The sequence below is a fragment of the Armatimonadota bacterium genome, assembly GCA_031459715.1.
Classification (GTDB): domain Bacteria; phylum Sysuimicrobiota; class Sysuimicrobiia; order Sysuimicrobiales; family Humicultoraceae; genus Humicultor; species Humicultor tengchongensis.
This window is the reverse complement of record JAVKIA010000009.1, coordinates 42,742-59,845: the sequence shown is the minus strand read 5'-3', so window position 1 is coordinate 59,845 and position 17,104 is coordinate 42,742. Positions and strand designations below refer to the sequence as shown.

Annotated in this window: 16 protein-coding genes; 15 read left to right on the top strand and 1 reads right to left on the bottom strand. The window is 69.3% G+C overall.

The features are described from left to right. Positions 1–2 precede the first annotated feature (2 nt). The 5 genes from QN152_05500 to holB all read left to right on the top strand — a co-directional run bounded on the left by QN152_05500 (position 3) and on the right by holB (position 4,958). Positions 3–1,169 carry a class I SAM-dependent rRNA methyltransferase gene (locus QN152_05500; GenBank protein ID MDR7538975.1) on the top strand — a complete coding sequence of 389 codons (1,167 nt, stop codon included), beginning with the start codon at positions 3–5 and terminating at the stop codon, positions 1,167–1,169. A gap of 190 nt (positions 1,170–1,359) precedes the next feature. Beyond that, positions 1,360–2,895, top strand: coding sequence for a R3H domain-containing nucleic acid-binding protein (locus QN152_05495; GenBank protein MDR7538974.1), 1,536 nt, complete (start codon positions 1,360–1,362; stop codon positions 2,893–2,895). A gap of 13 nt (positions 2,896–2,908) precedes the next feature. After that, the gene (gene tmk / locus QN152_05490; GenBank protein MDR7538973.1) at positions 2,909–3,553 is read left to right on the top strand and encodes a dTMP kinase; all 645 of its coding nucleotides are present in this window, start codon (positions 2,909–2,911) and stop codon (positions 3,551–3,553) included. A 31-nt stretch (positions 3,554–3,584) separates the two neighbouring features. Beyond that, on the top strand, positions 3,585–3,914 hold the full coding sequence (locus tag QN152_05485) for a cyclic-di-AMP receptor (protein ID MDR7538972.1): 330 nt from the start codon (positions 3,585–3,587) through the stop codon (positions 3,912–3,914). Between the two features lie 9 nt (positions 3,915–3,923). After that, entirely contained in the window at positions 3,924–4,958 is a 1,035-nt protein-coding gene (gene holB, locus QN152_05480) for a DNA polymerase III subunit delta' (protein MDR7538971.1), read from the top strand. Positions 4,959–5,286: 328 nt separating this feature from the next. On the opposite strand, the gene QN152_05475 is transcribed toward holB, so the two are convergent. Next, a complete protein-coding gene (locus QN152_05475; GenBank protein ID MDR7538970.1) occupies positions 5,287–6,231 on the bottom strand; it encodes a deoxyribonuclease IV in 945 nt (314 codons plus the stop codon). A gap of 82 nt (positions 6,232–6,313) precedes the next feature. On the opposite strand from QN152_05475, the gene QN152_05470 reads away from it, so the two are divergent. From QN152_05470 to QN152_05425, 10 genes are all read left to right on the top strand, one after another. Beyond that, entirely contained in the window at positions 6,314–7,486 is a 1,173-nt protein-coding gene (locus QN152_05470; protein MDR7538969.1) for an aminotransferase class I/II-fold pyridoxal phosphate-dependent enzyme, read from the top strand. 111 nt (positions 7,487–7,597) lie between these two features. After that, positions 7,598–8,536 carry a DUF47 family protein gene (locus QN152_05465; GenBank protein MDR7538968.1) on the top strand — a complete coding sequence of 313 codons (939 nt, stop codon included), beginning with the start codon at positions 7,598–7,600 and terminating at the stop codon, positions 8,534–8,536. Between the two features lie 110 nt (positions 8,537–8,646). Continuing rightward, positions 8,647–9,726, top strand: a complete 1,080-nt coding sequence (gene pstS / locus QN152_05460) for a phosphate ABC transporter substrate-binding protein PstS (GenBank protein MDR7538967.1) — start codon at positions 8,647–8,649, stop codon at positions 9,724–9,726. A 7-nt stretch (positions 9,727–9,733) separates the two neighbouring features. After that, complete coding sequence (gene pstC / locus QN152_05455) at positions 9,734–10,690, top strand: phosphate ABC transporter permease subunit PstC (GenBank protein ID MDR7538966.1); 957 nt, start codon at positions 9,734–9,736, stop codon at positions 10,688–10,690. Between the two features lie 44 nt (positions 10,691–10,734). Then, positions 10,735–11,538: a phosphate ABC transporter permease PstA gene (gene pstA / locus QN152_05450; protein ID MDR7538965.1), complete on the top strand. Its 804-nt coding sequence runs from the start codon at positions 10,735–10,737 to the stop codon at positions 11,536–11,538. Between the two features lie 66 nt (positions 11,539–11,604). After that, positions 11,605–12,369, top strand: a complete 765-nt coding sequence (pstB, locus tag QN152_05445; protein MDR7538964.1) for a phosphate ABC transporter ATP-binding protein PstB — start codon at positions 11,605–11,607, stop codon at positions 12,367–12,369. Between the two features lie 34 nt (positions 12,370–12,403). Continuing rightward, entirely contained in the window at positions 12,404–13,060 is a 657-nt protein-coding gene (phoU, locus tag QN152_05440; protein MDR7538963.1) for a phosphate signaling complex protein PhoU, read from the top strand. A 112-nt stretch (positions 13,061–13,172) separates the two neighbouring features. Beyond that, the gene (locus QN152_05435; GenBank protein ID MDR7538962.1) at positions 13,173–13,583 is read left to right on the top strand and encodes a hypothetical protein; all 411 of its coding nucleotides are present in this window, start codon (positions 13,173–13,175) and stop codon (positions 13,581–13,583) included. A gap of 222 nt (positions 13,584–13,805) precedes the next feature. Further along, positions 13,806–16,430 (top strand): hypothetical protein, encoded by a 2,625-nt coding sequence (locus QN152_05430; protein ID MDR7538961.1) that lies wholly within the window; start codon positions 13,806–13,808, stop codon positions 16,428–16,430. Beyond that, entirely contained in the window at positions 16,375–17,061 is a 687-nt protein-coding gene (locus QN152_05425; GenBank protein MDR7538960.1) for a BTAD domain-containing putative transcriptional regulator, read from the top strand. The genes QN152_05430 and QN152_05425 overlap by 56 nt, the downstream gene beginning before the upstream one ends. The last annotated feature ends 43 nt before the right edge of the window (positions 17,062–17,104 follow it).

Here is a 17,104-nt window from a genome sequence, read left to right as displayed (position 1 = left end):
GCGTGGCCACCGTCACCCTCCACCCCGGTCGGGAAGCGCGCCTGGCCGGGGGGCACCTCTGGATCTACAGCGGCGAGATCCGCTCCCTGGAGGGGGCGGTGCAGCCCGGGGAGGTCGTCGACGTGCGCGCCGCCGACCGCACCTTCCTCGGGCGCGGCTACTTCAACCCCCGCTCCACCATCGCCGTTCGCCTGCTCACCCGGCAGCGGGAGGCGATCGACGACGCCTTCTTCCGCCGCCGCCTGAAGGAGGCCCTGGCGCTGCGGCGCCGCGTGGTGGCCGGGACCACAGCTTTCCGTCTGGTCTCCAGCGAAGGAGACGGCCTGCCGGGGCTGATCGTCGACCGCTACGGCGACGTTCTGGTCATGCAGGTGCTGACTGTGGGCATGGCCCGTCAGCAGGCACGACTCGTCCGCCTGCTCCAGGAGCTGGTGCAGCCGGCGGCGATCTACGGGCGAAACGACGCGCCGGTGCGCCGCCTGGAAGGCCTGCCGCGGGAGGCGGGATTCCTGGCCGGCGAAGGACTGCTGCTGGTGGACATCGAGGAGGCGGGCCTGCGCTTTCGCGTGGACGTGGCGGGGGGGCAGAAGACCGGCTTCTACCTGGATCAGCGGGAGAACCGGCAGGCCATAGAGACCTACGCCCGCGGCGAGGTCCTGGATGCCTTCTGTTACACGGGCGGGTTCGCCCTGCACGCCGCCCGTGCCGGGGCCACGGTGCTGGGGGTGGACAGCTCGGCGGAGGCCGTGGCCGCAGCCGCCGAGCACGCCCGGTGGAACGGCCTGGGTGATCGCTGCGCCTTTCAGACGGGAAACGCCTTCGACGTGCTGCGCGCCCTGGCCAAGCAGGGGCCGCGCTTCGACATGGTGATCCTCGACCCCCCTGCCTTCGCCCCCAGCAAGCGTGCCCTCCCCCGGGCCGCGGCCGCCTACAAGGAGATCAACCTGCGGGCCCTCAAGATCCTCCGCCCCGGCGGCGTCCTGGTCTCCTGCTCCTGCTCCGCCCACGTGAGCGAGGAACTGCTGTGCGCGCTGGTGGCAGAGGCGGCCTTTGACGCTCGCCGGCGGCTCCGCCTGCTGGAGGCGCGCGGGCAGGCCCGCGACCATCCCGTCCACCCGGGGATGCCGGAGACCCGCTACCTGAAGTGCCTCATCCTGGAGGTGGCCTGAGCCGACGGCTTTGCCGTCCGGCCTGAAGGGCCTATAATCGGACCGTGGAGGTCCTCCACGTGAGGTCCTGTTGAACGCAGCGACGAGAGGAAGCACGGCGGGCAGACAATCGGCGAGAGCAGCGCTTCAGGGGAGGGAGCCCCGGCGGCCCCTCCCTTGGCGTTTCGCCTGACGGGAGGCGGAGGTGCCCTTGGGGCGAGGCCAGATTCAGATTACCGACGACCTGGAGGCCCTGCTGGAGGTCCTGCCGCCGGCCATCCGCGCGGCCCTGGAGCAGCAGGCGGACCTGGACCAGCTCCTGGAGGTAGTGCTGGACCTGGGGCGGTTGCCCGAGGCGCGCTTCCCCGGGGCGGTGGTCTACTTGAGCGGCACCCCCACCACCCGTGAGGAGATCAGGCACGTGACCAGCCGGGTGGGCGCCTTCGGTAAGGACAACCGGGCCGGGATCGAGCGTACCCTGCACCGCATCTCCGCCATCCGCAACCGCCAGGGGGAGATCATCGGCCTGACCTGCCGGGTGGGGCGGGCCGTTTTCGGCACCGTGGACATCGTCCGCGACGTGATCGAGCAGGGCAAGTCCATCCTCCTGCTGGGGCGGCCCGGGGTGGGCAAGACCACCCTGCTGCGGGAGGCGGCACGCGTCCTGGCCGACGAGTTCAAGAAGCGCGTGGTCATCGTGGACACCAGCAACGAGATCGCCGGGGACGGGGACATCCCCCACCCGGGGATCGGCGGGGCGCGGCGCATGCAGGTGCCGGAGCCCTCCCTGCAGCACGCGGTGATGATCGAGGCCGTGGAGAACCACATGCCGGAAGTGATCGTCATCGATGAGATCGGCACCGAGGCGGAGGCGCTGGCGGCGCGGACCATTGCCGAGCGCGGTGTCCAGCTCATCGCCACCGCCCACGGCAACACCCTGGACAACCTGCTGCAGAACCCTACCCTGGCCGACCTGATCGGGGGCATCCAGGCGGTCACCCTCTCGGACGAGGAAGCGCGGCGGCGGGGGACGCAGAAGACGGTGCTGGAGCGCAAGGCTCCGCCCACCTTTGACGTAATCATCGAGATCCAGGAGAAGGACCGTCTGGCCGTGCACCACGACGTGGCTGCGGTGGTGGACCGCTTCCTGCGCGGCGCCCCTCCCCGCCCCGAGCTGCGCGTGCGCACCGAGGGGGGAGAGGTGGAGATCACCCGGCCGACGCTTCGGGCGGAGACGTGGGCGCCGGCGGGCCCCCTGGCGCCTGCAACGGACGGGACACGCCCGGGGGGGCGGGTGCTGCGCATCTACCCCTTTGCCGTGAGCCGCAACCGCCTGGAGCGGGCCATCCGCGAGTTGCGGGTGCCCGCCTACATCACCGACACTCTGGCCGACGCCGATATGGTGCTGTCCATCCGGTCCCAGGAGAAGCGCCGCCCCAAGAAGCTGGCCGACGCCCAGGCCCGGGGCATCCCCCTGCACGTGATCAAGAGCAACACCGTCTCCCAGATCCAGGCCTTCCTGCGGGAGGTGTTTGACGTCGAGGAGTACATGGGCGAGGAGACCGCCGCCCTGCGCGAGGTGGAGGAGGCCATCGCCGAGGTCTTCGAGTCGGCGCAGCCGGTGGAGCTCTCCCCGCAGAACTCCTACGTGCGGCGGCTGCAGCACCAGCTCATCCAGCGCTACGGTCTGGCCTCGGAGAGCCGCGGCGAGGAACCACTGCGCCGCGTGGTCATCTTCCCCAAGTAGCCCGGCGCCTTCCGTGCGCGGCTTCTTCATCACCCTGGAGGGCCCGGATGGGGCCGGCAAGAGCACACAGGGCCGCCTCCTGGAGGCCTACCTGCGGGGAGCCGGGGTGGACGTCCTCTCCACCCGCGAGCCCGGCGGCACCCCGATCGGCGAGCGCATCCGCCAGATCCTGCTGGACACCAACCACGCCGAGATGGCCGCGGAGACAGAGATGCTGCTCTTCGCCGCCGCCCGGGCGCAGTTGGTGCGCCAGGTGGTACGGCCGGCGCTGGATGGGGGCACCACCGTGCTCTCCGAACGCTACGTGGACGCCTCCCTGGCCTACCAGGGGTACGGCCGGGGCCTGGACCTGGGTCTGGTGCGCGCGGTGAACGAGGCGGCTACCGGGGGGCTGCTGCCCGATCTGACCGTGCTTCTGGACATCGACCCGGAGGTGGGCTTGCACCGCGCGTGGACCGCGGCCCGGGAAGGCACCCGGGGCGGCGACCGGCTGGAGCGGGAGGCCCTGGCCTTCCACCAGCGGGTGCGGGCAGGATTCCTGGAGCTGGCGCGCGAATCGCCGAAGCGGTTCGTCGTCGTCGACGCGCAGGACGACGTGGAGCGCGTGCACCAGGCGGTGGTGCAGGCGGTCCGGGAGCTGCTGGGCGGACGGAGATAGTCTGCGGCGCATGCCGGGAGGGGGCGGGGCGATCAAACTTGTCCTGGCCGTGGTGCAGGAGAAGGACGGGGGGAGGCTGATGGAGGCCCTCACCGCCGCCCAGTTCCAGGGGACGATGCTGGCCAGCACGGGCGGATTCCTCCGTGAGGGGAACAGTACCATCCTGATCGGCGTCCAGGACGAGCAGGTGGATGAGGTGCTGGGGATCATCCAGAAGGTCTGCCACCGCCGGGAACAGTTGCTGAGCCCCATGCCTCCGGTGGTGGAGCCCGTGGACTCCTACGTCACCTATCCGGTGAAGGTGGAGGTGGGCGGGGCCATCGTCTTCGTCCTGGGCGTGGACAGGATGGAGCGCATTTAGATCCCCCATATGCCCTTCCGCGAGGTCGTCGGCCAGCGGCACGCTGTTCTTCTACTCCGCTCCGCAGTGCGCGCGGATCGTCGGGCGCACGCCTACCTGTTCCTCGGCCCGGCGGGGACGGGGCGGCGGACCCTGGCGCTGGCCTTTGCCCAGTTCTTGAACTGCCAGCAGCCGATGGAGGACGATGCCTGCGGAGCCTGTCGCACCTGTCGGCGGATTGCCGCGGGCAACCACCCCGACGTGCGCATGCTGGACATCGCCGCGGCGCAGTTCCTGGTGGCGGTGGGACGGGAGTACCGGGGTCGGGAGATCCCCATCGACCAGATCCGAGCCCTGCAGCGGGACGCCTCCTACCCGCCCTACGAGGGGCGGGTCAAGGTCTACATCATCGCCGATGCGGAGCTGCTCAGCCCCGGCGCGGCCAACAGCCTGCTGAAGGTGCTGGAGGAGCCGCCGCCGGATGTGGTCCTCATCCTCATCGCGGAGACCACGGTGCCTCTGCCCGCCACCATCACCTCCCGCTGCCAGACCGTCCGCTGCGCGCTGGTCCCCACGGCGCAGATTGCGCATACGCTGCTGGAGCGTTACGCCACCCCACCGGAGCGGGCGCGGCTGCTGGCCTCCCTGGCGGCGGGGCGCATGGGGCGGGCGCTGGCCTGGGCCCGCTCCCCGGAGGCGCTGGGCCGGCGCGACCGCCTGCTGGACCGCCTGGTGCAGGTGGAGGACTCCACTCTGCCGGCCCGTCTGGATGCCGCGGAGGAGCTGGCCCGGGAGCGGGAGGCCCTGGGGGAGCTGCTGGAGATCGCCGCCCTCTGGTACCGCGACCTGGCGGTGTGGAAGGAGTCGCAGGATCCGGACCTGCTGGTCAACCTGGACCGGCGGACGGAGGTCGCCCGCTGGGCGGGACTGCTCTCCTGGGAGGACCTGGGCCGGCGCATCGCCGCCGTGGAGGCGGCGCGGGACTCCCTGGAGCGTAACGTCCACCCGCGTATCCTGCTGGAGAGTCTGTTCTTCAAGATCGCCCCGGCGGAAACCCCCACATAGGTCGCGCTCCGTCCGACGTTTGCCCGTACGTCCTGCAGCTGATCGACATCAAGGTGCGGGAGATCGAGTCGCGGATTCGGGGGCTGCGCCTGTTCGCCAGCGACCTCAGACGCCTGGCCAAGCGGCGGCCGCCATCCCTCCGGAGAAACTCGCGGCCAGGGCCCGCTTCTGCCACATCATCGAGAACCGCGCACTGCTCCAGCCGCCGAAAGATCCGTCCGCGACGCCGCGGCGGCCGTGACCTACATCCTCTCCGGGTACGCCTCCCTGTTCGTGCGCGCCCGCGCGCGGGTGCAGGTCCGCCTTGGGCGTCTCCGCTTCCTTACGCTTACCTGAGGCACTGGTTGCTCGTCCAGCCCTTGCCCGTCCCCCGCCAAACTCCTGCGTCATCTTGAATGCTTCCTGGACTTTTCAGGCCGCGCAATGGGGGGCCCAGCCGGCGCAGCCGCTTCAGGGCCTCCAGGTTCCGGCGGTCGGCGTCCTGCCGGTCGAAGCCGGGGGTCTCGATGAACCCCGGCAGGTGGTGCACCGCCGGGTGGTGGATGAGGGCCCGCAGCCCCATGGTACCGATCCGGCCGGCCCCGATGTGCGCGTGGCGATCCAGACGCGTCCCCAGCCCTGCCCGGGAGTCGTTAAGGTGGAGGGCGCGCAGGTGCCGCAGGCCCACGGTGCGGTCGAAGGCCCGCAGTGTGCGCGCCACCCCTTCAGGGGTGCGGATATCCCACCCCGCAGCGAAGAGGTGCGCAGTGTCCAGACACACTCCCACGCGGGGGTGCCAGACCAGTGCGTCCAGGATCTCCGCCAGCTCCTCGAAGGTCCCTCCGATGGCCTCACCCGCGCCGGCCGAGTTCTCCAGGAGGACCAGCGAGCCGGCGGTGCGCTGCAGCACCGCCTCCAACGCCGCCACCACCCGTGACCTCGCCGCCCGCAGGGAGTGCCCCATCCGGCTGCCGATGTGGGTGATCACGCCCATCCCCCCCAGGAGAGTAATGCCCTCGACGCTGCAGGCGAGGGAGGCCACCGAGCGGGAGTGGACGGTACGGTCGGGACTGGCCAGGTTGATCAGGTAGGCGGAGTGGGCGACCAGGGGGTCGAGGCCGGCGCGGGCGCGCTTCTCCCGGAAGAGAGCCACCACCTCATCGGCATAGCGCACGGGCCGCCACTGCCGCGGATTGCCCACGAAGATCTGCAGGCACTCGCAGCCGACGGCAACGGCCCGGTCCACAGCCAGGTGGAGGTTCCCGGCGATGCTGACGTGGGCGCCGAATCTCATCCGTCCCGACTCTACCATCTCGCCCTCTATAATCCACCTGTGCCTGGCCCAACCGAGGCGGGCGCAGGCGGAGGAGGAAAGCATGTGGGAGCGCTGGGGGTTCAACACAAAGGCGATTCACGGGAGGGCGGCGAGGTTTCCGCTGAAGGCGGTTAGCCCGCCCATCTTCGAGACCACCACCTTCCGCTACGACACGGTGGAGGAGGGGGCGGCGCTGGGCGTCGACCGCGGCGAGGGTTGGTACTACACCCGCTGGGGTAACCCCACCACCGCCGAGCTGGAGGCCCGGGTGGCCCTCCTGGAGGGCGGGGAGATGGCCATCGCCACCGGTTCGGGGATGGGGGCCATCAGCACCGTCATCCTGGGCCTGTTGCGCGGGGGTGACCACCTGGTGGCCCCGCGGGCCGTTTACCAGGCCTCTTACGAGCTGTTCGCTCAGGTGCTACCCGCCTACGGGATCGGCGTCACCCTCATCGACCGCGTCGACCTTGCGGCCTACGCGGAGGCGCTGCGCCCGGAGACGAAGGTCCTCTACGTGGAGTCGCCCAATAACCCGCTGCTGGAGATCACCGACATCGCCCAGGTGGCCCGCCTGGCTCACGCCCACGGGGCGCTGCTGGTGGCCGACAACACCTTCGCCACGCCGTACAACCAGAACCCTCTGTCCCTGGGCGCCGACCTGGTGGTGCACAGCATGACCAAGTACCTGGGCGGGCACGGCGACGTTACCGCGGGGATCATCGTCGGTGGCCGTGACCTGCTGCAGGCGCTGCGGCCGCGCTTCCGCATCTTCGGCCCCGTGCTCGACCCCTTCGCCGCCTGGCTGGTGCTGCGCGGGCTGCGGACGCTGGGGCTGCGCATGGAGCGGCACAACCAGAATGCCCTGGGCCTGGCCCGGATGCTGGCGCGGCACCCACGGGTGGAGCGGGTGCACTATCCCGGCCTGCCCGAGCACCCCGGGCACGCCGTGGCCCGGGGGCAAATGCGCGGCTTCGGCGGCATGCTCAGTTTCGAGGTGCGTGGGGGCGCCTCCGCCGGCGCCCGCATGGTGGAGGCGCTGCGCACCGCGGTGCTGGCGGTGAGCCTGGGCTCGGTGGAGACTCTGGTGACGCACCCCGCTTCTACAACCAGCGTGGGCATCCCCGCTGCGGATCGGGCGCGGGCCGGTATCCGGGAGGGGCTGATCCGGGTCTCGGTGGGGCTGGAGGACCTGGACGACCTGGTGGACGACTTCACCCGCGCCCTGGACGCCTAGGAGCACGTCCTTGAACTGCCGCGTGAGACGGCCGGCGCGGGGTGAGCCACACGGACGCAGGGCCGGTTCTGGCGCGCGCCGAAGTTCCTGCTGGCGGGGGCGAGGAGGGCGATGGAGCAAGTCTCTGAGCAGCGCAGCACGGCGGAGGGCACGCTGGCCCGGGAGTTCGGCCTCCTGGAGGAGATGACCCGGGCGATTGAGGACGCTGCGCGCCTGCTCCTGTCGGGCCTGCAGGGCCGCCTCCCTTTGCCACAGGCGTGGGCGGAGATCCGCGACCTGGAGCATAAGGGCGACGCCATCGCCCGCGACCTCTTCGACGCCCTGCTGGTGCCCCGCGCCCTCCCCGTGGAGCCCTCCTCGCTGCAGGCCCTCACCGGCTACCTGGACGATGTCCTGGACGGGATCGAGGCCGCGGCCGCACGCGTGGCTCTCCACCGCCTGCGGCGCATCCTCCCCGTGGCGGTGGAGATGGCCCAGCAGATCCTGGCTTCGGCCGCAGAACTGCGTGCCGCGGTGGGGCAGCTGCGACGCATGCAGAACGTCTTTCCGCATACCCGTGCGCTGCACCGTGGAGAGAACCGGGTGGACGACCTGCTGCGGGAGGCTATCGAGACCCTGTTCAACGGGCGGTTCGCTCCCAAGGACATCATCAAGTGGAAGGATATCTGCGAGACCCTGGAGGCCTGCACGGACCGCTATGAGGATGTGGCCAACGTCCTGGAGACGATCCTGGTGCGGGCCGGCGGGGAGGAGCACCTGCGGCTGGGAGAGCTGGTGCTGGACGTGGAGCGGCACGAGGTGCGGGTGGCCGACCAGGTGGTCCCCCTCTCTGCCAAGGAGTTCGAGCTACTCCACCTGCTGCTACGCCATCAGGGGAAGGTGGTCCGCCGGGAGCGCCTGATGCACCAGGTCTGGGGCGAGGACTACTTCGGCGACACCCGCACCCTGGACACGCATATCGGCTGGTTGCGGAAGAAAGTGGAAGCAAAGGGCGGCGTCCGCATCGTGGCCGTCCGCGGCATCGGCTACCGCCTCGACCTGCGCGGGTAGTCTCCAGGCTTCACCTCTCCTTGACCTGGATTTCAACCGGGCTTGGCCTTCCCTTTGACGCTGGGGCGCTACCTTCGGAGTGACAGCAAGAGATCAGGTCAGGAGGAGAGATGGTGATGCGTTGGATTTCCGGAGAGACGACGAGGCGCTGGGCCCGCGCCCTGATGGTGGCGGTGGCGGTCGCCGGCACAGTCCTGCCCGCCCTGCCCGCGGGCGCACAGCCCATCACCCTCAACGGTGCGGGGGCCACCTTTCCGTTCCCGCTGTACTCCAAGTGGTCCCAGCTCTACGCGGCTGAGCGCGGCGTGCAGATCAACTATCAGTCCATCGGTTCCGGCGGCGGTATCCGGCAGTTCATCGCCAAGACCGTGGACTTCGGCGCCAGTGACGGCCCCATGACCGACGAGCAGATCGCCCAGGCGGGCGGTCGGGTGTTGCACATCCCCATGGTGGCCGGCGCGGTGGTGCCTGTGTACAACATCCCCGGCGTGGGGCAGGGGCTGAACTTTACCCCTGAGGTCCTGGCGGACATCTTCCTGGGGAAGATCACCCGCTGGAACGACCCGCGCCTGGCCCGGGCCAACCCCGGGGTGAAGCTTCCCGCGGCCGAGGTGGTTGTGGTGCACCGCTCAGACGGCTCGGGGACCACGGCCATCTGGGTGAACTACCTGAGCAAGGTAAGCCCGGAGTGGAAGGCCAGGGTGGGCGAGGGGACCTCCGTGAACTGGCCTACCGGGCTGGGGGGAAAGGGCAACGAGGGAGTCGCCGGCCTGGTGCGCCAGACCCCCTACACCCTGGGCTACGTGGAACTGGCCTACGCCCTGACCAACAGGATGACCTTCGGGAACGTGCGCAACAGGGCAGGACGGTTCATCCGCCCCTCCCTCTCTACCACCACCAAAGCCATGGAGGGGGCGCTGCCATTGATCCCGGCGGACTACCGGGTGTTCTTCACCCATCCGGCCGGACGGGACGCCTATCCCATCGCCGGCTTCACCTGGATCCTGATCTACGGCGAGCAGCCTGACCCGGTCAGGGGGAAGGCGCTGGTGGAGTTCCTCTGGTGGGCGACTCACGAGGGGCAGAAGTACGCCCCGACCCTGCTCTACGCTCCCTTGCCCAAGAGCCTGGTCGCGCGGATCGAAGGGACCCTGAAGAGCGTCACCGCCGGCGGCAAGTCGCTGCTGTAGGCTCCGCATGGCATCGGTGGTCGCCGCCCCTGCCTCCGGGCCGGTCGCCGCACACCGCGGCGACCGGCTCTTCGGGGTGGTATTGGCAGCAGCGGCGCTGGCCGTACCGCTGCTGTTGGGTGGCCTCCTCCTGGCGCTCCTCGCAGGCGCGTGGCCGGCGGTCCAGCGATTCGGCCTGACATTCTTTGCCGGGTCGACCTGGGATCCGGTCACCCACGAGTTCGGCGCCCTCCCGTTCATCTACGGCACGCTGGTCTCCTCGACCTTGGGGCTGTCGATGGCCGTGCCTCTGGGTCTGGGAGTGGCCATCTTCCTCTCGGAACTGGCTCCGGGATGGCTGCGCGTGCCCGTAGGCTTCCTGGTGGAGCTGCTGGCGGCGGTTCCCAGCGTCGTCTTTGGGCTCTGGGGGATCTTCATCCTGGTTCCCTGGGTGCGCTCCGTGCTGACCCCGCTGGTGAAAGGTGCCCTGGGGTTCCTCCCGCTGTTTGACGGTCCGCCGCTGGGCATCGGCATGCTGGCCGCCGGCCTGATCCTGGCCATCATGGTCGTGCCATTCATCGTGGCCGTGGGCACGTCGGTGATGCGGGCCGTCCCCACCACCCAGCGGGAGGCGGCGCTGGCCCTGGGGGCCACCCGGTGGGAGACGACCCGGCGGGCGGTGCTGCCCTACGCGCGCTCGGGGATCATGGGGGCGGTGTTCCTGGCCCTGGCTCGGGCTTTGGGCGAGACTATGGCGGTGACCATGGTGATAGGCAACGTACCCCAGATCAAGGCGTCGCTGCTGGCTCCCGCTTACACCATCCCCGCGGTGATCGCCAACGAGTTCACGGAGGCGACCTCCGACCTGTACGTGGCGGCGTTGATCTACACCGCGGTGGCCCTCTTCATCGTGACGGTGGTCGTCAACGCGGCGGCCCGCCTCCTGGTGGGACGGGCGGCCAGGGACGCGGTGCTGGGAGAGTGACCGTGGATCGAGGCTATTTGCGGCGAACATGGACGAACAGGGTGATGGCGGCGCTCGCCGCGCTCTGTGCCGCTCTGGTGCTCGCGCCACTCTTCTTGATCCTGGTCTTCCTGACGCGCGCGGGCCTTGGGGCCGTCAACCTGGAGTTCTTCACCTCGCTGCCCGGGCCGGCTGGCGAACGCGGCGGGGGCATGGCCAACGCCATCGCGGGGACGGTCTACCTGCTATCCCTGGCCGCGGTTCTGGGGGTCCCCCTGGGGGTCCTGGGCGGGGTCTTCCTTGCCGAGTATCCCCACATCCGGCTGACCCACCTGGCCCGCTTTGCCGCCGACGTGCTGAACGGAACGCCCAGCATCATCATGGGTCTGTTCGCCTACATCCTGTTGGTTCTGCCGCTTGGTCACTTCAGCGCGCTGGCTGGCGGGGTGGCTCTGGGGGTAATGCTCATCCCCATCGTGCTGCGGACGACGGAGGAGGTCGTGCGTCTGGTGCCGTCAAGCGTGCGCGAGGCTTCTCTGGCGCTGGGGATTCCTCAGTGGAGGACAACCCTGCAGGTGGTCCTCCCCACCGCCGCCGCTGGCATCATCACCGGGATCATGGTCGGTCTGGCGCGCATCGCCGGAGAGACAGCCCCGCTGCTTTTCACAGCGTTCGGGAACCGATTCTGGAACTGGGACCCGCTCAAGCCCATGGCCGCGCTGCCCATCCAGATCTTCGCCTACGCCATCTCGCCCTTTGACGATTGGCACCGCCAGGCCTGGGCGGGGGCTCTGGTCCTGGTGACCATGGTCCTGCTGGTCAACGTCGCCGCGCGCACCGCGGCCGGCCGGCAGCTGAGACTTAGGTAGAAAGGGAATGTCATGGACAGCCTTACGGCAGTGGAAGGGCTTTCGGTGCCCGTGGCCGCGGCGGTGATGGAGCACGCCGGCGGCATTCAGGTGCGCGAGCTGCACGCCTGGTTCGACCGCCTCCACGCCCTCCGCGGCATCAGCCTGCAGATTCCCCAGCGGAAGGTCACGGCCATCATTGGCCCCTCGGGCTGTGGCAAGTCCACCTTCCTGCGCTGTCTCAACCGCATGCACGAACTGGTCCCCGGGGCCCGGGTGGCCGGCCAGGTGCTGCTGGACGGCCAGGACGTCTACGCCCCGGGCGTGGACGCAGTGCTCGTCCGTCGCAGGATCGGCATGGTCTTCCAGAAGCCGAATCCCTTTCCCACCATGAGCATCTACGAGAACGTGGCTGCGGGCTGGTGGCTGGTCGGCGAACGGAACCGGCGGCGGCTGGACCAGATCGTGGAACGCAGCCTGCGCGCCGCTGCGCTGTGGGACGAGGTAAAGGACCGCCTGCATCGGCCCGGCACCAGCCTCTCCGGCGGCCAGCAGCAGCGCCTGTGCATCGCCCGGGCGCTGGCCGTCTCGCCCGAGGTCCTGGTGATGGACGAGCCGGCCTCGGCCCTGGACCCCGCCAGCACGCTGCGCATCGAGGAGCTGGCACGTCAGCTGACGAAGAGCATTACCATCGTCATTGTCACCCACAACATGCAGCAGGCCGCCCGCGTCTCGGACTTCACCGGGTTTTTTCTGGACGGGGAGCTGGTCGAGTTCGGCGCCACCCAGCAGATCTTCACCACTCCCAGGGACCGGCGCACTGAGGAGTACATCACCGGGCGGTTTGGGTAGCTGCCAGCGCAAGGCTGCGCGAGGTAGATCCGGGGTGACGCGGGAGGCATTTGAGCGCGAGCTGCAGCGGCTGCAGGAGGACGTCATCCGGCTGGGTGTACTGGCCGGGCAGGCTATCCGCCGTGCCGTGGAGGCGCTGCAGGCCCGGGACGTAACCCTGGCCGAGCAGGTGATCGCCGAGGACGACCGCCTCGACGCCATGCACCTGGAGCTGGAGCAGCGGTGCATGCACCTGCTGGCCACTCAGCAGCCCATGGCCGGGGACCTGCGCACCATCGCCTCGGTCTTCGCCATCACCCTGGATCTGGAACGGATGGCGGACCACGCCGAGGGGGTCTGCCGGGCGACGCGGCGTCTGGGGAATGAGCCGCCGGTCAAGCCCCTGGTGGATATCCCCAGGATGCAGCAGATCGTCCAGGAGATGCTAAACCATGCCCTGGAGGCTTTTGGCACCCGTAATGCCGATCTGGCAGTGCGGACGGCGGCCAGGGATGACGAGGTAGACGCACTGCGCTCCCAGGTCTTCAAGGACCTGCTGGACATCATGATCCGCGACCCCAACCTGATCCCCCGGGCGCTGGAGCTGTTGATCGTGGCCCGCCACCTGGAACGCGCCGCGGACCACGTCACCAACGTCTGCGAGCGCGTGGTCTACATGGTCACGGGCGAGCTCCGAGAGCTAAACGTCTGAGTCACACCGCCAGCATGCCGGCGTGGGGAGACCGCTAGTCTTGACACCCCCCGGGCGCGGGGATGATAGCATCTCAGATATGGAGCCGCGGGCAGCACCTGGCAGGCCGGGGGTGGCCGATCCGGCCCTGTATGTCCTGGTGACCATCCCCCGGTCCCTGGAGCCCAGCGTCCGCGGGGCTCTGGGGGGCCTTCACCTGCCCTTCTTCGTGGAGTGGACCCAGAACGGCATCGTCCTGGTTGCCCGCGCACAGGAGTGGCAGCGGGTGGCGGCGCGCTTTCCCGGAGCGGTCACCGAGGAAGGCTACCGCCTCGTCTCCCTGGGTGTGGCCTCGGGCGTTGGGGGGCCCGACTCCGGGCATGCGGCGGCGGCTGCCGACCTGGCGGCGCTGGCCAACCTGCTGCAGCAGCGGGGGGTGGCCGTGCGTCCGCTGCGCTCCTTCTACCGCGACCACCTGCTAGTGCCGGCAGAGCAGCTGGCGGCGTGCCTGGAGGTGCTGGGAGCGCTCCCCGGGCCTAGATAATGCCGTGAAAGGATTGCCTACTTGAACATGTACTACTCTCCCAAACCGACAGCCGAACCTGGGAGGTGCGTCATGCGGCCCCCGCTGCGAATGCGTATCTAGCCGGGTCAAGTAGCGGCGCGGGGATCGTCCAACACGACTGGCCTATCACACATTCCCAGCACAAAGATCACCCCGCGTCGAATCGGCGTCCCGCTCCTGAAGCGCGAGCGGCTCCTGACGATGGTGCGCGAGGGGACAGCGCGCCGGCTGCTGCTTTTGTGCGCGGAGGCCGGATACGGGAAGACGAGCCTGCTGCTTTCTGCCCTCCCCGAGGCCGGCGTGCCCGCCGCCTGGCTCACCCTCGATGAGTCCGACGCAGATCCCAACCTGTTCAGTGCCGGCTTGATCGCGGCTCTCTGCGCCGTGGTGCCGGACCCCGGTGCCCGGGTGCAAGGCATGCTGACGACGGGACCGGAGGTGGCAGAACTGCGCCGTGCTCTGCTGGGCGCGCTGGACACGCTGCCTGAAACTGTGATCGTCCTTGACGACTTCCATACCGTCGAGCACAATCCGGAGGTCGTGCGCCTGGTGGATGACCTCCTCGGTAACCTTCCGCCACCCGTTCACTTTGTGATCGCCACGCGGACCTGGCCGCGCCTGGAAGTCCTCCCGCGCCTCCTGGTACAGGGCCAGGCCACAACGGTCGACTACAGCCACCTCAAGTTCTCACGGGACGAGACAGCAACGTTCTTCCGCACCAGCCACGGCCTCCACATCGACGATCTCCTCGCCGGCGGCCTCACCGAGCGCACCGAGGGATGGCCGGCCGCCCTGCAGCTGATTGCCCTGAGGACCAAGGCCCAGGGCCGGGCCGATGTGCACGGTACTCCGCGAGAGATCTACGATTACCTGGCCGCCACCGTGCTGGACACGCTCGAGCCGGTGACCCGAGGCTTCGTCCTGCGCGTGTCGATCCTCACCGAGCTCTGGCCGTCCGTATGCCAGGCGCTGGTGCCGGAGGTCGAGGCGCGGGCGATGCTGGCGGAAGTGGAACGCAGCAACCTCTTCCTCTACCGGCTCGACGACGCGGGTCCACGGTACCGCTTCCACCAGTTGTTTGCTGAGTTCCTCCGGCAGCGTCTGAGCGACGAAGAGGGATCGCAAGCGGTCTCGGCACTGCACTATACAGCGGCGCAACGGCTTGAAGCAGAAGGCATCCCCGACCTCGCCGTTCGTCACTACTTTGCGGCGGGAGCGCTGGGAGAGGCCGAGCGCGTGATGAAGCCGCTGCATGGCGACCGGCTCACCTCCCGTCTGGCCTATGCGTTTCGCGACCTGGTGCTGCGGCTGCCTGAGGACGTTCAGCAGCAATACCCGTGGATGACGCGCTGTGGGGCCAGCGCGTGCCGGTACGTCGGCGACTACCCTGGAGGCCTTGCCCTCGCGCAGCGTGCCGCTGCGGCAGCGAGAGGACGTGATCCCAACCTGTGGGCGTTTTCCATGCACGGGATCGCCGTCATGCTGCTGCACATGGACCGGTTTGAAGAAGCGGCACGCACATGCCAAGAGGCCCTGGCCTCTTTGGCCGCTGATGTCGAACCACGCTGGAAGATCGCCCTGCTGGTCGTCCTGGCCGACAGCTTGCTGCACCTGGGACGGCTGGGTGAAGCGGAAAATCTCCTCCCCGCCATCGAGCGCGCCGCCCCAGTCCCTCAACCCGGGAAGGGACTGCGCGAGAAGTACTTCCGCGCGGCTCTCGCTCTGGCGCGCCTGGAGTTCACTCGTTCGGTCGAGCTCTATCGGGCGGCGCTGGATGAGGCCACAGCCGTTGGCTCTCAGACGTACGAAACCTGGATTCTGGCCGACATGGTTGCCGTCGAACTCGGACGTCGCGATCTGGCAGCGGCGCGGGATGCCCTGCAGCGGGCGCAAACCTCACACGCCCGCACGGGTGAGCGCCAGACCGACCTGCAGCTCACGAATCACGCGGGCGGCCTGGCCCTGCTGGCCCAGGATCCCTCCGAAGCCGCTCGATGGTACCAGCGAACGCTGGCGTTGTGGCGCGAAGGCGAAACGCAGGAACCCCGTATCGTGGCGCTGCTCGGTCTCGCCCGCGCGGCGCGTGCGCAGGGGAATCCGGCGGAAGCGGAGAGCCTGCTAGCCGCGGCATCCACAAGCGCAGAGCGCTGCCGTTTTGGGAAGCTCCTTCCCGAAATTCGACTGGAGCAGATCAGTTTGTTGTACGCGCGGGGAGAGGCTGCACGCGCAGCGGCGCTGCTCCCCGCCGTCCGTGATGCCTTCTCCGACTGGGGGACGCTCCCGGGGCTGGCGCGGGTTGCGCTCTGGGAGGCTCAACTGACCGCGTCAGCGCCAGACGACCTCCTCCGGATCGCCGTGACACAAGCGGCCCAGGCGAAGGATGACCTGATCCCGTTCCTGGCGGCGGAGGCAGCCTGGACCGGCACCATTGCTGCTCACGGCACTCAAGCGAGGTGTCGAGCCGCAGGCCGTGGAGGACCTGCTGGTCGCGCTGGGGTCAAATGCGGTGGATGCGCTGGTGCAGGCGCTCGCCGACTCGCCGCTGCGGACCAGGGCCATCGGCCTCCTCGGGGTGATCGGCGACCCGCGGGCGCGGCGGCCCCTGCTTCAGCTCACACGCAAGGACCGGCAGGTGCGGACGCTCTGCGAACAGGCCGTGGCCAGATTGCGCCCACCGGAACCGGTTACCCTTCGAATCTCACTCCTGGGCAGATTCGAAATCCTGAGGAACGGCAGCCCGATCCCCGAGGCCGCGTGGAAGACTCACAAGGTGAAAGCCCTGCTGGAGTTCCTGCTTCTCCACCGCAGCCGGTTCGTCTCCCGTGACGAGATCATCGAAGCCCTGTGGCCGGAAGCCGACCCGCGGGCGGGCGAAGTCAGCCTCAAAGGGGCCGTGAAGACGCTCCGTCAGACCCTGGAACCGCTCCTCGAGGGCAGTCGTTCGAGCTTCATTGTGCGCAACGGATCCGGCTTCCGGTTCGAGGCGGCCGGGCGCTGCTGGATCGACGTCGACGAGTTCGACCGGCTGCGCGCAGAGGCCCGGGGCCATGAGGCGACCGGACGTCTCGCAGAGGCGGTGACCGCTCTCGAGGAGGCCGCCGCACTGTATCGCGGTGATCTCCTGGAAGAGGAGCGATACGCGGACTGGCCGGCCGCGGAGCGCGAGCGCCGCCGGGAGATCCAGATCGCGGTCCTGGAGACCCTGGCCGATCTGCACGCTCGACGGCGGGATTACCGCCGGGCGCTAGACGCGATCCAACGGGTCCTGGCCCTGGACCGCCTGCGTGAACCTGCGTACCGCCACCTGATGCAGTACGCGCTCGCCCGGGGCGATCGGCAGGCGGCAATCCGCGCGTACCTGACCTGTGAGCAGGCTCTCCGTGAGGAGCTGGGCGTTACACCACAGCCCGAGACCCTCGCCCTCTACGAACAGGCCCGCGCTCTGACCCCCGCCTGAGGTATTTCACCCCAATTTCACCGCCGTTTCCTAATGTTCTCCC

What these genes read in the sequence shown, in the direction of transcription:
- holB (MDR7538971.1), top strand. Translation starts at nt 3,924, where the DNA reads ATGCCCTTCCGCGAGGTCGTCGGCCAGCGGCACGCTGTTCTTCTACTC.
- QN152_05475 (MDR7538970.1), bottom strand. Translation starts at nt 6,231, where the DNA reads ATGAGATTCGGCGCCCACGTCAGCATCGCCGGGAACCTCCACCTGGCT.
- QN152_05470 (MDR7538969.1), top strand. Translation starts at nt 6,314, where the DNA reads ATGTGGGAGCGCTGGGGGTTCAACACAAAGGCGATTCACGGGAGGGCG.
- QN152_05465 (MDR7538968.1), top strand. Translation starts at nt 7,598, where the DNA reads ATGGAGCAAGTCTCTGAGCAGCGCAGCACGGCGGAGGGCACGCTGGCC.
- pstS (MDR7538967.1), top strand. Translation starts at nt 8,647, where the DNA reads ATGGTGATGCGTTGGATTTCCGGAGAGACGACGAGGCGCTGGGCCCGC.
- pstC (MDR7538966.1), top strand. Translation starts at nt 9,734, where the DNA reads ATGGCATCGGTGGTCGCCGCCCCTGCCTCCGGGCCGGTCGCCGCACAC.
- pstA (MDR7538965.1), top strand. Translation starts at nt 10,735, where the DNA reads ATGGCGGCGCTCGCCGCGCTCTGTGCCGCTCTGGTGCTCGCGCCACTC.
- pstB (MDR7538964.1), top strand. Translation starts at nt 11,605, where the DNA reads ATGGAGCACGCCGGCGGCATTCAGGTGCGCGAGCTGCACGCCTGGTTC.
- QN152_05430 (MDR7538961.1), top strand. Translation starts at nt 13,806, where the DNA reads ATGGTGCGCGAGGGGACAGCGCGCCGGCTGCTGCTTTTGTGCGCGGAG.